This is a genomic window from Stutzerimonas decontaminans (assembly GCF_000661915.1).
Taxonomy (GTDB): Bacteria; Pseudomonadota; Gammaproteobacteria; order Pseudomonadales; family Pseudomonadaceae; genus Stutzerimonas; species Stutzerimonas decontaminans.
The window spans coordinates 663893-678212 of sequence record NZ_CP007509.1 but is presented as its reverse complement, the minus strand read 5'-3'; the positions used below and the strand labels follow the sequence as shown (position 1 = coordinate 678212).

The following is a 14320-nucleotide window of genomic DNA, read 5'->3' as shown; positions in this document are numbered from 1 at the left end:
CTGGCAATCGCGGTTACAACCTGACAGGAGCGCCAGCTACTAGGCGTTGCCGGCCATGCGGCGTGCAGCGGCCTTTTCCTCCCGCCGCGAGGCCAGCCGATCGGCCAGACGAGTCGGCTCGGGCAGGCGGTAGCGCGTCAGGTAGCGCTTTACCAGCTCCGGCGCCGTGGCGATGCTGACGCGGTTGCCAGGCGAGATGATCAGCGGCCGCACCTTGTCCTTGCTGCGCAACACGTAGCCGATCATTTCGCCAGTCTTCTTGTCGCGCAACTCGACCTGCGCACCGCGCATCAGGTCAAGCTCATCATGCTCGCCGGTGAGCAGCTTCTTCGCCACGCCAATGGTGGGCAGGCCAGTTACCACACCGAGATGTGCGGCGATTCCCAGGCGCCGCGGGTGGGCGATACCGTGGCCGTCGGAAAAGATCAGATCGGGGACCGCTGGCAGCTCGGCGAGCGCCTGGAGGACTGCCGGCAGCTCGCGAAATGACAGCAGACCAGGGATATACGGCATATTCGTGGGGATTCGCGCCAGGCTGCTGCCGACCAGCTCGAGCGTATCGGCATCCAGCAGCACAGCTGCTGCTCGGGTGATGCTTCCGCCTTCTTCGAAGCCGACATCCACCCCGGCAATCAAGCGCAACGGCGGAAAGTCATCCTGCAGTCGTACCTGCGAGGCCAGCGTCTGCTGCATTGCTCGCGCAGCTGCCGGGCTGCCGTCCCAGTCGCCGAATGGCACAGCGGGATACGGATTGGGTTCGCTCATGATTGGCTCCTGTACGTCTGCGATTCGACGCCCTGCCGGTGCAACGGTTCAGCCGCACAGCAACAGTTCAGACTGGACAGCACCCCGGAAAAATAGGACGCTCCAGCCGTCGCACGGCAGTTTTACCCTGTTATTCCATCACAATAATTAGAATCGCATGCCCAACCTCGCCTCGATCAGACACGTCAGCATACTGGCCACGGAAGGAGTGTTCGCCTCGACGCTCATGCAGGCCAAGGACTTTTTTCACATGGCCAGCCTGCGCTATGGCAAGCAGCTCGGTCTGGACTTGCACCCCGCATTCGAAACCCGCCTGGTCAGCCCCGACGGCCGAGCAGTAAACACCTTCAGCGGTACCGCCATAGCGGTGGATAGCCTGCTGGACGATGCCGATATGGTGATCCTGCCGGCATTCTGGGGCGATTTCGATGCCCTCTGCGCGCAGTATCCGGAAGTCGCGCCGTGGTTGCGCGAGCGGCACGCTGCCGGCAGCGTCATCTGCGGCGAAGCCACCGGCGTCTTCTGGATGGCTCAGGCTGGTTTGCTGGAAGGCCGCGAGGCAACCACCCACTGGCGTTTTGCCAACGACTTCGCCGAGCGCTTTCCCGGCGTGCACTTCAGCGCCGACAAGCACCTCACCGACAGCGACAACCTCTACTGCGCAGGCGGCACTACCTCGGCCTGCGACCTGTACATGTATCTGGTAGAGCGCTTTTGCGGCGCGCATGTGGCGCAGGGCATGGCCCGCGATGTGCTATTCGAACTGCAACGCAGCTACAGCCCGGGGCGTCTGGGTTTCGGCGGGCAGAAGCTGCATCTGGATACGCGAATTCTGCAGATTCAGGAGTGGCTGGAAGCGAACTTCGCCGAAAAATTCCGCTTCGAGGATGTGGCGCGCCAGCATGGCATGAGCATCCGCAACTTCATGCGGCGCTTCCAGGCCGCCACAGGCGACAAGCCGCTGCACTATCTGCAGCGACTGCGGATCGAGACGGCCAAGAGCCTGCTCGCCACCACCGGTAAGAGCATCAAGACGATCAGTTATGAAGTGGGCTACGACGATGCCAGCTTCTTCGCCCGTCTGTTCCGCCAGCACACCGAGCTATCACCCAATCACTACCGGCAGAAATACCGGCCGGAATCGTAGGGCAATCTCGGAAAAAGCTGCTGAAACAGGATACCGACTGCCCGCAAGCCCCTTCGCGATCGAGCGCGCCTACCAAGGCGCAGTACCCGAATGTTCAGAGGCAGCAGCCAAGTCGCGAAGAGTGGGACTTCGCGACCGGCGTATCGTCAGGGCTTGTGCGGGCGCGCCAGGTACTCGTGGGACTGCATCTCCAGCAGGCGACTCAGGGTGCGCTGGAATTCGAACTCCAGACGGCCGCCGGTATAGAGGTCCTTGAGCTCGACCTCGGCAGAGATGATGAGCTTGACGTTGCGGTCGTAGAACTCGTCCACCAGGTTGATGAAGCGGCGCGCCATGTCGTCCTTGGTGACATTCATCTGCTCGACGTTGGCCAGCAGGATGGCACCGAAGATCTTGCCCAGCTCGATGTAGTCGTTCTGGCTGCGCGGCCCGTCGCACAGCTCGCGGAACTCGAACCAGGCCACATCGTTGCCAGTCTTCACCGCGCGAATCTCGCGGTTCTCGACCATCAGCACGTCCTTGTCGACGACCCGGCAGTTTTCCGGCAGCAGGCTCTTGAAGCTGCGCTCCAGGCTCTGCTCGGCCTCGGCATCGAGGGGGAAGTGGAACAGCTCGGCCTGCTCCAGCGCACGCAGGCGATAGTCGATGCCGCTGTCGACGTTGACGATCTCGGTGTGCTTCTTCAGCAGCTCGATCGCTGGCAGGAAACGCGCACGCTGCAGACCGTCCTTGTACAGACCGTCCGGCACGATGTTGGAGGTCGCCACCAGGCTCACGCCGTTCTTGAACAGCTCCTCGAGCAGGGTGGCGAGAATCATCGCGTCGGTGATATCGGAGACGAAGAATTCGTCGAAACAGATCACCCGCGACTCGTCGGCGAAGCGCTTGCCGATGATGGTCAGCGGGTTCTTCTCGCCCTTGAGGGTTTTCATTTCCTCGTGCACGCGCTTCATGAAGCGGTGAAAGTGCGTACGCGTCTTCTGCTTGAACGGCAACGCGTCGAAGAAGGTATCGACCAGGTAGGTCTTGCCGCGGCCAACGCCGCCCCAGAAGTAGATGCCCTTGATCGGCTCCTGCTGTTTCTTGCCGAACAGCTTGCCGAGCAAGCCGCTCTTGCTGCGATCGTCGGCCACCAGATCGTCGTACAGACGCTGCAGGTGACGCACCGCGTTTTCCTGGGCGGCATCGTGGAAGAAGTCAGGACGTTTCAGGTCGGCCTGATAGCGCTCAAGAGGGGTCATGGCGGAGTTCGGGTAGTGAAACGGGGCCGACACTTTAGCGGCGCCCTCGGTGGTTGGCAATTTACTCAGGTCGTTCAAGCGTCAGCCCTCCTGGGACACCCATTCTTGAAGATCGCCGTAGAGCCGCGGAACGCAACCGCACGGTGCGTTCCGCCCTGGCGACAACGCGTCAGCCAACGAGCGTGGCCAGCGCCTCGCGTACCCGCAGCATGGCCGCGTCGAGCGCTTCGGCGCTCTCGAAGTGCGGACTGTCGGCGATGCATTCGTCGTCCAGCCACAGGGTGAATTGATCACCTTCGTCCTCGCGAAGTTCCAGCGCGTCCGGCCCGCCGGCGATCAGCCTTTGAGTCAGGCTACCGATCGCCTTCGGGTTGCTGAGCGGGCGGGACAGCAGCAGCTCCTCGCCATCCGGCGCGAAGAAACGGAAGCGGAAGGCACCATCGGCCTCGCGGAAGCTGGCGAAGCGCGCCACCTTGCTGGACTTCTTCTTGGCTGGCGCTGCGCTTTTCACTTCGCTGCGGAAGTTGCGCAGGCCGACGGCCTCGCGCAGCTCGCCGAGGAACGGGGTAGCAATCCGGCGCGCCTTGGCGGCGCCCGCCTGGAGGATGTCCTCCAGTTCGGCCGGCTTGGTGATCAGTTGGTGATACAGCTCGCGCGCCTCGCCCAGCTCGTTGTCGAGCAATTCGAACAGGCGCTGCTTGGCATCACCCCAAGCCAGCCCGTCGAGCAATTGCTGGCGGAAATCGGACTGCTGCTGCGCGGTGGCGAAGGCCTGATAAAGGGTGAACAGGTGGGAGTTGTCCGGGTCCTTCGGCTCGCCCGGCAGGCGCGAGTCGGTGACGATGCGCGCGACCGCTGCCTTGAGCTCCTTGGCGCTGCCGAACAGCGGAATGGTGTTGTCGTAGCTCTTGGACATCTTGCGCCCGTCGAGCCCCGGCAGCGTGGCGACACCCTCTTCGATCACCGCTTCGGGCAGGGTGAAGAACTCGCGGCCGTTGCCGAACAGGTGATTGAAGCGCTGGGCGATATCGCGGGCCATTTCCACATGCTGGATCTGGTCGCGGCCAACCGGCACCTTGTGCGCATTGAACATCAAGATGTCCGCCGCCATCAGCACCGGGTAGCTGTACAGACCCATGGTCACGCCGGCGTCCGGGTCCTCGCCGTTCTCGACGTTCTTGTCCACCGAGGCCTTGTAGGCATGGGCGCGGTTGAGCAGCCCTTTGGCCGTTACGCAGGTCAGCAGCCAGGTCAGCTCGGGGATTTCCGGGACATCGGACTGACGATAAAAGGTCACCCGCTCGGCATCCAGGCCGCAGGCCAGCCAGGTCGCGGCGATTTCCAGGCGCGAGCGCTGGATGCGCAGCGGGTCGTCGCACTTGATCAGCGCGTGGTAGTCAGCCAGGAAATAGAAGGAGTCGGCGGCCGCGTCGCGGCTGGCCAGGATTGCCGGGCGGATCGCGCCGGCGTAGTTGCCCAGGTGCGGCGTGCCGGTGGTGGTGATACCGGTCAGGATGCGGGTAGTCATACAGTCATTCTCGATCGTTGCGCGCGGCGGAGAGGAACAGGCTCGGGCATCAAAGACGCGGAGCAACCAGCTCCTTCAGTTCCACCAGTTTGCCGTGAAAAAAGTGGCCGCATTCTGCCACTTTCAGCAGCTCATGGGGGTGCTGTAGCTGTGCGGAAAAGGCGTAAACCGACTCAGCATCGATGACCTCATCCTGCTCCGGCTGAATGATCGTCAGCCGACAATCCTCAGCCAGCGACAGCTCGGCAAGGCGCGAAACCGCCGGCGCCACCATCATCAGCCGTTCTACCGCTACGCCCTCGGCGTTCAACCGCCCGGCCAGATTGCCGGCGACAAAACCACCGAAGGAGAACCCCAGCAGCGTCAGCGGCAGCTCCGGGTTCTGCTCGCGCAGCCAGCGCAGCGCAGCCTCGGCATCATCCACCTCGCCCTCGACCATATCGTGCGCACCGGCACTGCCGCCGACGCCGCGATAATTGAAGCGCAGCGTGCTGTAGCCAGCATCCCGCGCGGTACGCTGCAGGGTCGAAACCACCTTATTCAGCATGGTGCCGCCCTTGACCGGGTTCGGATGGCAGATCAGCGCCAGCCCAGCCGGCTGAGGTTGATCGAAGTACAGCGCTTCAAGCGCCCCGCAAGGGGCATCAAGCGTGAGGGGGGTTTCGCGTTTCAACAAAGCAGGAACTCCGTGACCTTGGGACGAGTCGACTCGTCTTGCTAACTAGCTGCCAATAACCGCCGCCTCGCGTTGCGGTATACAGAGCAGGTACGAGACGTTAACGTAAGCACAGCCGTTTATATAGAGGAAGGACTCGTGGAACAGACCCTCGCGACCTGGTTGCTCCCGATCGTCGGCCTGATCGCCGGCGTCGCCATCGGTTATCTGGTGGCACGCAGCAGCGCACCCAACCGCACACAGCGTCAGGTCGATGACCTGCAAGAGCGTTTCGACACCTATCAGAGTGAAGTGGTTACCCACTTCAACACCACCGCCAGCCTGCTGCGCAAACTGACCAACAACTATCAGGACATCCAGGATCACCTGTCTGACGGCGCCAACCGCCTCGCCCTCGACGAACAGACCCGTCAACGCCTGATGGCGGCACTGCACAGCGAAGAAAACCATGGCACTCGGGGGCGTCTCTCGTCGCCTACCTTCACCGAGCCGCCGAAGGACTATGCGCCCAAGGGCGACGACACCCCCGGCACCCTGCACGAGAATTTCGGTCTGAAAAGCCGCCACTGACCGATCCGCCTGGCGCACCCGCTGCGCCAGGCCCCACAACCTCCCCGCCCTTACTGCCGCAAACGCATCGACAGATCCACCGCCCGCACATGCTTGGTCAGCGCGCCGATGGAGATGTAATCCACCCCCGTTTCCGCCACGCTACGCAGGGTTTCGTCGCTGATCCCACCTGACGCCTCCAGTTTGGCGCGCCCGCCATTAATCGCTACTGCGGTGCGCATATCGTCCAGACTGAGCTCGTCCAGCATGACGATATCGGCGCCTGCCCTGAGCGCCTGCTCAAGCTCGTCCAGACTCTCCACCTCGACTTCCACAGGCTTGCCAGGCGCAATGCGATGCGCCGCGGCGACTGCTTCTGCGATGCCGCCGCAGGCCGCGATGTGGTTCTCCTTGATCAGGAAGGCGTCGTAAAGACCGATTCGATGGTTATGGCAGCCGCCGCAGGTGACAGCATACTTCTGCGCCAGACGCAGCCCGGGAATCGTCTTGCGCGTGTCGAGCAAGCGCACGCCGGTGCCCTCGACCATGTCCGCGTAGCGACGGCAGCGCGTTGCCACCCCGGAAAGCATCTGTAGAAAGTTCAGCGCGCTGCGCTCACCGGTGAGCAGTGCACGTGCAGGTCCCTCGAGGTGAAACAAAACCCGATCGGCATCGACCCTTTCGCCATCGGCGACCTGCCAATGGACCGCCACCCGCGGGTCGACCTGGCGAAAGACGGCATCGACCCAGGCAGTGCCACTAATCACGGCTACCTCACGGGTTATGACCGACGCATGCGCCAGCCGCTCGGCGGGGATCAGCTGCGCGGTGATATCACCGCTGCCAACATCCTCAATTAGTGCTCGGCGTACGTTCGCCTCGATTTCGGCAGACAGATCGGCAAGGGTTAGATTCGGCATGGCAGGCTCCTGAATATGGCGAAGATTATAAAGGCTCGATCCGCTGGCGATAGCGACAACCTGCTAACGCAAGCAGACCTCCAGACCGACCTTTCATACCTCTCGGCGGAAAACCTGCGAGTATCTGTGAGGCAAGTCATGTCCAATGAAAAACCGGACTTGGCGTATGCAACCAATGCTTATAATGCCGTCTAAGAATTTGGCGCCACCGAAATGGCGACCCTTGGCTGACGAAGCGCCGTTGTAAAATCAAACTGCTCGGCTATGCTGCGCCAGGAATCCGGCTCGATATGTCAAACCCGCACTAGATTGCGGTCTCGCCCGGAACCTTCCGCCTTGCCCTGCCGACGTGGTTACCTTTATATAAGACGCTGCTGGAAATCTGGCGTTGTGTCCGCCCTTAAGCAGGCGACCGCAGGAGAGTCTCGATGCGAACCGATGCGAAAGTGGTGCACCTGAACAAGGCTGCCCCTGAGCAAAAGCCTTCCTCGGCGGCAGGCCGCCTGCCCGTGGCGCTCATCAGCGTGCGCGACAAGGCTGCTCAGCAACTCCGCCAGGCTTTGCAGTCGTTGTTCGACAATGCCGATGACTCGCTTTTCGAGATCGCCGACCGCGCGACCAGCAATGCCGAACAGAACGCTTTCTTCGAAGCCATGCGCGACTTGCGCATGAAGCGCCGCAACATCGAGCGCGGCTTTCTGCAACAGCTGTTCGAAGCCTTTGCCAAGCTGAATCAGTACGAGATCGGCAAGCCGCCAGCCCTTGACACTGTCTCCTTTGACAGCCTGTCGCTGGTGCAGAACGACGAACTGGAAGAATCGGTCGCCATCGACACCATGGTTGCCAAGGTCATGACCCGGGCCGCGCAACCACTGGCACACCTGACCACGCGTATGAACGCACTTATCAGCAAGAAGCTCGACGATAAGAGCAATCCGCTGGGTCCACATGCGCTCTGTGACTACTTCATCGAAACCAGCAGCAGCCTGGGTGTGGAGATCAAGGTCAAGCTGATCATCTTCAAGCTCTTCGAAAAGTACGTGCTCGGGGATATCGACCAGCTATACGCCGAGGCCAACCAGACCCTGGTCGCCGCCGGCATCCTGCCGGAGCTGCACTCCACCCCGCCACGCCGCCAGCAACGGCAAGGCGCGCCAGCCGCCAGCAACGCACCATCAGCCCCACTTGGCCAAGCAAGCCATGCGGATGAGGGACTGCAGGAAGCCGCCTTCAGCGCACTGCACAGCCTGCTTTCCGAGCTCCGCGGCAGCAGCGTACTGCCAGCTCGCAACGTACCCAGCGACGCCATACCGATCTCCAGCAGTGACCTGCTTCGGCTGTTGTCGCATATGCAGGCGCGCGCGCCTCAGACCGTCGACGACTTTGACCTCCAGGACCAGCTCGGCAACCTGCTGAGCCGGGTCAGCGCCAAAACCGGCAAGTCTCGCGTGGTTGGCGAGATCGATGACGACGTGATCAACCTCGTCGCCATGCTGTTTGAATTCATTCTTGACGATCGCACCTTGCCGGACTCGCTGAAAGCGCTGATCGGCCGCCTGCAGATTCCACTGCTCAAGGTTGCGGTGCTGGACAAAACCTTCTTCAGTCGCGGCAGCCACCCGGCACGCCGCCTGCTAAACGAAATCGCTTCTGCAGCGATGGGCTGGGGCGATCAGGACGAAGCGCAGCGCGACAGCCTGTACCAGAAGATCGAGCAAATCGTCGCGCGACTGCTCAACGACTTCACCGACGATCCAGCCATTTTCTCCGAGCTGCTGGCTGATTTTCTCGCATTCATGGGCGATGAGCGCCGCCGCAGCGAGCTGCTGGAGCAGCGCACCCGCGATGCCGAAGAAGGCCGCGCCAAGGCCGAAATTGCCCGCCAGGAAGTGGAGCACGCGCTGAACCAGCGCCTGCTCGGCAAAACGCTACCGGAAGTCGTGGTTCGCCTGCTGCAGGAAGCCTGGAGCAAGGTATTACTGCTTACCTGCTTGAAACACGGCACCCAGTCCGAGGAATGGCAGGCCGCCCTCGACACCATGGACGACTTGGTCTGGAGCGTTACGCCCCATGAAGACGAAGAGTCGCGCGCGCGACTGCTGGAGCTAGTGCCCAGCCTGCTCAAGGCTCTACGCGAAGGACTGGTTAGCGCTGCATTCGACCCCTTCTCCACCGGCGACTTCTTTACCCAGCTCGAAGCGCTTCACGTTCAGACCCTGCAGCGCTTCCAGCAACCGCAGAACATTCCTGACGAAGCCGCAACGGACGACGACAACCAGCCGGAGCCAGCCGCATCTGCGGCCGCAGCCAAACCGGCGATGGTCGAAGTAGTCGACGAGATCGTTCTCCTTGCACCGGGCGAAAGCCGCGACCAGGAACCCGAAATCAGCCTGCCTGATAACGACGACGCCCTGATTCAGGTCGATAACCTGCGAGTAGGTAGCTGGGTGGAGTTCCAGGAGGACGAAGAGCACAAGTTGCGCTGCAAGCTGGCAGCAGTGATCAAGCCCACCGGCAAGTACATCTTCGTCAACCGCACCGGCATGAAGGTCTTGGAAAAGACTCGTATGGGCCTGGCCAGCGAGTTCCAGCGCGGCGCCATTCGATTACTCAACGACACCCTGCTGTTCGATCGCGCACTGGAGTCGGTAATCGGCAACCTGCGCAAGCTGAAGAACACCTAACTCATTCGGCGAGCATGCCGCCGGGCATGCTCGCACCGCCCTCCGCGCGGCAAAGTGCCGCACTTCGCGCTTGGCTTTTGCCCCTGCACAGCTAGAATGCCTGCATTCTATTCGAGGTGCCTATGCCCAGCCGCCTGAACCCCGAAGACCAGCAGCGCGTCGACGAATACCTCCGCGCACCGCAGCACCAGGTCGAACGCCAGCCGTTCCGCCCGTGGATTCTGCTGCTGATCGTACTGATCGTGGTAATCGGGCTAGGGCTGCTGAGCCGCCTCTTGAGCCGCCTGGTGCTTTGAGCTCCGCTCGCCCGGCCGCGCCGCCGACTTCTTTGTAGCTATGAGTCATCCCCATGTCACATCGAATCGTAATTGTCGGCGGCGGCGCCGGCGGGCTTGAGCTCGCCACCCGCCTGGGCAGGACCCTCGGCAAGCGCGGTAAAGCCCGGGTCACGCTGGTCGATGCCAACCTCACGCACATCTGGAAGCCCCTGCTGCACGAAGTGGCTGCGGGCTCGCTGAACTCGTCTGCGGACGAGCTCAACTATGTCGCCCAAGCCAAGTGGAATCACTTCGAATTCCAGATGGGGCGCATGGCCGGCCTGGACCGCACCAGCAAATGCATACGCCTGAACGCCACTTGCGATGAATTCGGCGTGGAACTGGTGCCGTCGCGCACGCTGAACTACGACACCCTGGTGATCGCAGTCGGCAGTACGACCAATGACTTCGGCACGCTCGGCGCTGCCGAGCACTGCATCTTCCTCGACACCCGCGAGCAGGCCGAACGCTTTCATCGGCAGCTACTGAGCCATTACATGAAGGCGCATGCCGGAGAGGGCACTTCGAGCGAGATAAGCATGGCCATCGTCGGCGCTGGCGCAACCGGAGTAGAGCTGGCCGCAGAGCTGCTGCACGCCGCCAAGGAGCTTGCCGCCTACGGCCTGGACGGCATCAAGCCGGAAGATGTGAAGATCACGCTGATCGAGGCCGGGCCAAAAGTGCTGCCCGCCCTCCCCGAGCGCATCAGCCAGCCTGTGCACCAAACGCTGCTCGATCTGGGCGTGAAGGTTCTCACCGGCTCGGCCGTCAGTGAAGTCACAGCCGAAGGCCTGCATACAAAACAGGGCGAGTTCGTCCCGGCCAGCCTCAAGGTCTGGGCGGCCGGGATCAAGGCTCCAGGATTCCTCCACGAGCTTGATGGCCTTGAGAGCAACCGCATTAACCAGCTGGTCGTGCATCCGACATTGCAGACCACCCGTGACGACAACATCTTCGCGTTCGGCGACTGCGCCGCCTGCCCCCAGCCAGACAGTGACCGCAATGTCCCGCCCCGCGCGCAGGCAGCCCACCAGCAGGCCTCGATGCTGGCCCGCTCGATCCGCAATCGGCTGGAAGGCAAGCCGCTGCCGACCTATCGCTACAAGGACTACGGCTCACTAATTTCGCTGTCGAGCTTTTCGGCGGTGGGCAATCTGATGGGCAACCTGACCGGCAACGTAATGCTAGAAGGCTGGCTGGCGCGAATGTTCTACATCTCGCTGTATCGCATGCACCAGATCGCGCTGTACGGCGTCCCGCGAACGCTGCTGATGATGCTCGGCGACAAGCTGAGCCGCACCACCGAGCCGCGTCTGAAACTGCACTGATACGAGCTGGCGCGCCTGCGGGTGCGCCAGCCACGCTGCTACAAATCGCGGGCAAAAAAAAGCTGGAGATCCATGTGGATATCCAGCTTTTCAGGCTTCTTCAGAAGCTCGTATGGTGGGTCGTGTAGGATTCGAACCTACGACCAATTGGTTAAAAGCCAACTGCTCTACCAACTGAGCTAACGACCCAAAAATGGTCGGGGTAGGGGGATTCGAACTCCCGACATCCTGCTCCCAAAGCAGGCGCGCTACCGGACTGCGCTATACCCCGATTGGAATTTGGCTCCGCGACCAGGACTCGAACCTGGGACCCAATGATTAACAGTCATTTGCTCTACCGACTGAGCTATCGCGGAACAACTTTAATTCCAGCTCTTCGGCGTTACGTTACCGCCTCAGAGGCGCGCCATTTTACGGTTCCCGGCTCGCCTGTCAACCCTAAAAATGCGATTCCTTACAACACTTTGCGTTCACCCTGCGGTTCGGCGAAAACACTGCGCCGCCAGGCATCGCCTGCAGGGATGATTCCCCTCCCGCAGGGTCACTGCATTGCTCAATCGAAAACGATTTGCTCGCCCTCGACCCGAGCCTTGACGCTGCTGCCCGGCGCGAACTGACCCGAGAGGATCTGCTGCGCCAGCGGGTTCTCGATCCAACGCTGAATCGCGCGCTTGAGCGGCCGCGCTCCGTAGACCGGGTCGTAACCGACGGCGATCAGCTTATCCATCGCCTCCTGGCTGAGCTCAAGGCTCAGTTCGCGCTCTGCCAGACGCTTGCGCAGACGCCCCAGCTGAATGTCGGCGATGCCAGCGATCTGCTCACGACCAAGCGGATCGAACACCACCACTTCGTCGATGCGATTGATGAACTCTGGGCGGAAGTGATGTGCCACCGCATCCATCACTGCTGCCCGCTGCGCATCTGGATCACCGACCAGCTCCTGGATCTGTGTCGAGCCCAGGTTCGAGGTCATCACGATCACGGTGTTCTTGAAGTCCACCGTGCGGCCGTGGCTGTCGGTCAGACGGCCATCCTCAAGCACCTGCAACAGCACGTTGAACACATCCGGATGGGCCTTCTCCACCTCGTCCATGAGCACCACTGAATAAGGCTTACGGCGTACCGCTTCGGTCAGGTAACCACCCTCTTCGTAGCCGACGTAGCCCGGCGGCGCACCGATCAGGCGCGCAACAGAGTGCTTCTCCATGAACTCGGACATGTCGATGCGGATCATCGCCTCCTCGGTGTCGAAGAGAAACTCGGCCAGCGCCTTGCACAGCTCGGTCTTGCCGACCCCGGTCGGGCCGAGGAAGAGGAACGAGCCACTTGGGCGATTCGGGTCGGCCAGCCCGGCGCGTGAGCGGCGTACGGCATTGGATACGGCTACCACGGCTTCATGCTGGCCGATGACACGGGTGTGCAGCATGTCCTCCATACGCAGCAACTTGTCGCGCTCGCCTTCCAGCATCTTTGACACCGGGATGCCGGTCCACTTGGAAACCACCTCGGCGATTTCTTCGTCGGTCACCTTGTTACGCAGCAGCTGATTCTCTTTCTTGCCGTGCTGGTCGACCATCTCCAGGCTGCGTTCGAGATCTGGAATGATGCCGTACTGCAGCTCGGCCATGCGCGCCAGGTCGCCCTTGCGCCGCGCCGCCTCGAGCTCGGCCTTGGCCTGCTCGATCTTCTGCTGGATCTGCGCCGAGCCCTGCACCTCGGCTTTCTCAGACTTCCAGATTTCCTCCAGATCAGCGTATTCGCGCTCCAGCTTGGCGATGTCGCCCTCCAGCTTCGCCAGGCGCTTCTTGGTGGCCTCGTCGTCCTCCTTCTTCAGCGCCTCACGCTCGATCTTCAACTGGATCAGACGACGATCCAGGCGATCGAGCTCTTCGGGCTTGGAGTCGATCTCCATACGGATGCGGCTGGCCGCCTCGTCGATCAGGTCGATGGCCTTGTCCGGCAACTGGCGATCGGTGATATAGCGGTGGCTCAGCTTGGCCGCTGCGATAATCGCGCCATCGGTGATGGTCACGCCGTGGTGCACCTCGTAGCGTTCTTTCAAACCACGGAGGATGGCGATGGTGTCTTCCTCGCTCGGCTCGTCGACCAGCACCTTCTGGAAACGCCGTTCAAGAGCGGCATCCTTCTCAATGTACTGGCGATACTCGTCCAGCGTGGTAGCACCGACGCAGTGCAGCTCGCCACGCGCCAAGGCGGGCTTGAGCATGTTGCCGGCGTCCATGGCGCCTTCGGCCTTGCCCGCGCCGACCATGGTATGCAGCTCGTCGATAAACAGGATGACGCGGCCTTCCTGCTTGGACAGCTCATTGAGCACGGCCTTGAGACGCTCCTCGAACTCGCCGCGGAACTTCGCACCAGCGATCAGCGAGCCCATGTCCAGCGCCAGCAGGCGCTTGTCCTTGAGCCCATCCGGCACCTCGCCGTTGACGATGCGCTGCGCCAAGCCTTCGACGATTGCGGTTTTGCCGACCCCCGGCTCGCCGATCAGCACCGGGTTGTTCTTGGTACGCCGCTGCAGGACTTGGATGGTGCGACGGATTTCGTCGTCGCGGCCGATCACCGGGTCAAGCTTGCCGTCCTCGGCGCGCTTGGTCATGTCCACGGTGTACTTGTCCAACGCCTGCCGCGACTCCTCGGCATTGGGGTCGTTCACCGCATCGCCACCGCGCAAATTGTTGATGGCGTTTTCCAGCGCCTTCTTGCTGACCCCTTGGGCCAGCAGCAGCTTGCCCAGGCGGGTATTGCTGTCCAGCGCAGCGAGCAGCACCAGTTCGCTGGAAATGTACTGATCGCCCTTCTGCTGGGCGAGACGATCAGCCTGATTGAGCAGTCGGGCGAGATCCTGCGATAGATTCATGTCGCCGGTCGGATTCTGCAGCTTGGGCAGCTGATCGAGCTCCTTGGTCAGCGCCTGACGCAGAGCATTGATATCGAAGCCAACCTGCATCAGCAACGGCTTGATCGAGCCACTCTGCTGCTCCAGCAACGCCTGCATCAGGTGCAGCGGTTCAATGGCGGAGTGATCCAGGCCGACAGCAATGGACTGGGCATCGGAGAGTGCAAGCTGCAGCTTGCTGGTCAAACGATCGATACGCATGGGTGTTCATCCTCAAGTGGAGCAGGCCGACGCCTTGAATCGCGCCA

The 14320-nt window shown here is 61.9% G+C and carries 11 protein-coding genes and 3 tRNA genes; 5 read left to right on the top strand and 9 right to left on the bottom strand.

Annotated features, from left to right (window positions below; genetic code table 11):
* Positions 1-39 precede the first annotated feature (39 nt).
* Positions 40-765 (bottom strand): deoxyribonuclease V, encoded by a 726-nt coding sequence (gene nfi / locus UIB01_RS03060; protein WP_038656752.1) that lies wholly within the window; start codon positions 763-765, stop codon positions 40-42.
* Positions 766-922: 157 nt separating this feature from the next.
* Here nfi and UIB01_RS03055 point away from each other — a divergent pair, with 157 nt between their 5' ends.
* A complete protein-coding gene (locus UIB01_RS03055; protein WP_038656751.1) occupies positions 923-1912 on the top strand; it encodes a GlxA family transcriptional regulator in 990 nt (329 codons plus the stop codon).
* 146 nt (positions 1913-2058) lie between these two features.
* Here UIB01_RS03055 and zapE read toward each other — a convergent pair whose 3' ends face one another.
* From zapE to UIB01_RS03040, 3 genes are all read right to left on the bottom strand, one after another.
* The gene (gene zapE, locus UIB01_RS03050) at positions 2059-3153 is read right to left on the bottom strand and encodes a cell division protein ZapE (protein WP_038665354.1); all 1095 of its coding nucleotides are present in this window, start codon (positions 3151-3153) and stop codon (positions 2059-2061) included.
* A gap of 169 nt (positions 3154-3322) precedes the next feature.
* Entirely contained in the window at positions 3323-4681 is a 1359-nt protein-coding gene (locus UIB01_RS03045) for a tryptophan--tRNA ligase (protein ID WP_038656749.1), read from the bottom strand.
* Positions 4682-4730: 49 nt separating this feature from the next.
* Entirely contained in the window at positions 4731-5357 is a 627-nt protein-coding gene (locus UIB01_RS03040) for an alpha/beta hydrolase (RefSeq protein ID WP_038656747.1), read from the bottom strand.
* Positions 5358-5495: 138 nt separating this feature from the next.
* Here UIB01_RS03040 and UIB01_RS03035 point away from each other — a divergent pair, with 138 nt between their 5' ends.
* Positions 5496-5927: a Z-ring associated ZapG family protein gene (locus tag UIB01_RS03035; RefSeq protein WP_038656745.1), complete on the top strand. Its 432-nt coding sequence runs from the start codon at positions 5496-5498 to the stop codon at positions 5925-5927.
* A gap of 50 nt (positions 5928-5977) precedes the next feature.
* Here UIB01_RS03035 and nadC read toward each other — a convergent pair whose 3' ends face one another.
* Positions 5978-6826: a carboxylating nicotinate-nucleotide diphosphorylase gene (gene nadC, locus UIB01_RS03030; RefSeq protein ID WP_038656743.1), complete on the bottom strand. Its 849-nt coding sequence runs from the start codon at positions 6824-6826 to the stop codon at positions 5978-5980.
* A gap of 428 nt (positions 6827-7254) precedes the next feature.
* Between nadC and UIB01_RS03020 the strand changes: the two genes are divergently transcribed.
* From UIB01_RS03020 to UIB01_RS03010, 3 genes are all read left to right on the top strand, one after another.
* Entirely contained in the window at positions 7255-9510 is a 2256-nt protein-coding gene (locus UIB01_RS03020) for a DUF1631 domain-containing protein (RefSeq protein ID WP_038656739.1), read from the top strand.
* 122 nt (positions 9511-9632) lie between these two features.
* Positions 9633-9806 (top strand): DUF3094 family protein, encoded by a 174-nt coding sequence (locus tag UIB01_RS03015; RefSeq protein ID WP_038656737.1) that lies wholly within the window; start codon positions 9633-9635, stop codon positions 9804-9806.
* Between the two features lie 53 nt (positions 9807-9859).
* On the top strand, positions 9860-11155 hold the full coding sequence (locus UIB01_RS03010; protein ID WP_038656735.1) for an NAD(P)/FAD-dependent oxidoreductase: 1296 nt from the start codon (positions 9860-9862) through the stop codon (positions 11153-11155).
* A gap of 113 nt (positions 11156-11268) precedes the next feature.
* On the opposite strand, the gene UIB01_RS03005 is transcribed toward UIB01_RS03010, so the two are convergent.
* The 4 genes from UIB01_RS03005 to clpB form a co-directional block, all read right to left on the bottom strand.
* Positions 11269-11344 (bottom strand) — tRNA-Lys (locus tag UIB01_RS03005).
* 5 nt (positions 11345-11349) lie between these two features.
* Positions 11350-11426, bottom strand: a tRNA-Pro gene (locus UIB01_RS03000).
* Positions 11427-11435: 9 nt separating this feature from the next.
* A tRNA-Asn gene (locus tag UIB01_RS02995) sits at positions 11436-11511 on the bottom strand.
* Between the two features lie 197 nt (positions 11512-11708).
* A complete protein-coding gene (gene clpB / locus UIB01_RS02990; RefSeq protein WP_038656733.1) occupies positions 11709-14273 on the bottom strand; it encodes an ATP-dependent chaperone ClpB in 2565 nt (854 codons plus the stop codon).
* Between the last annotated feature and the right edge of the window lie 47 nt (positions 14274-14320).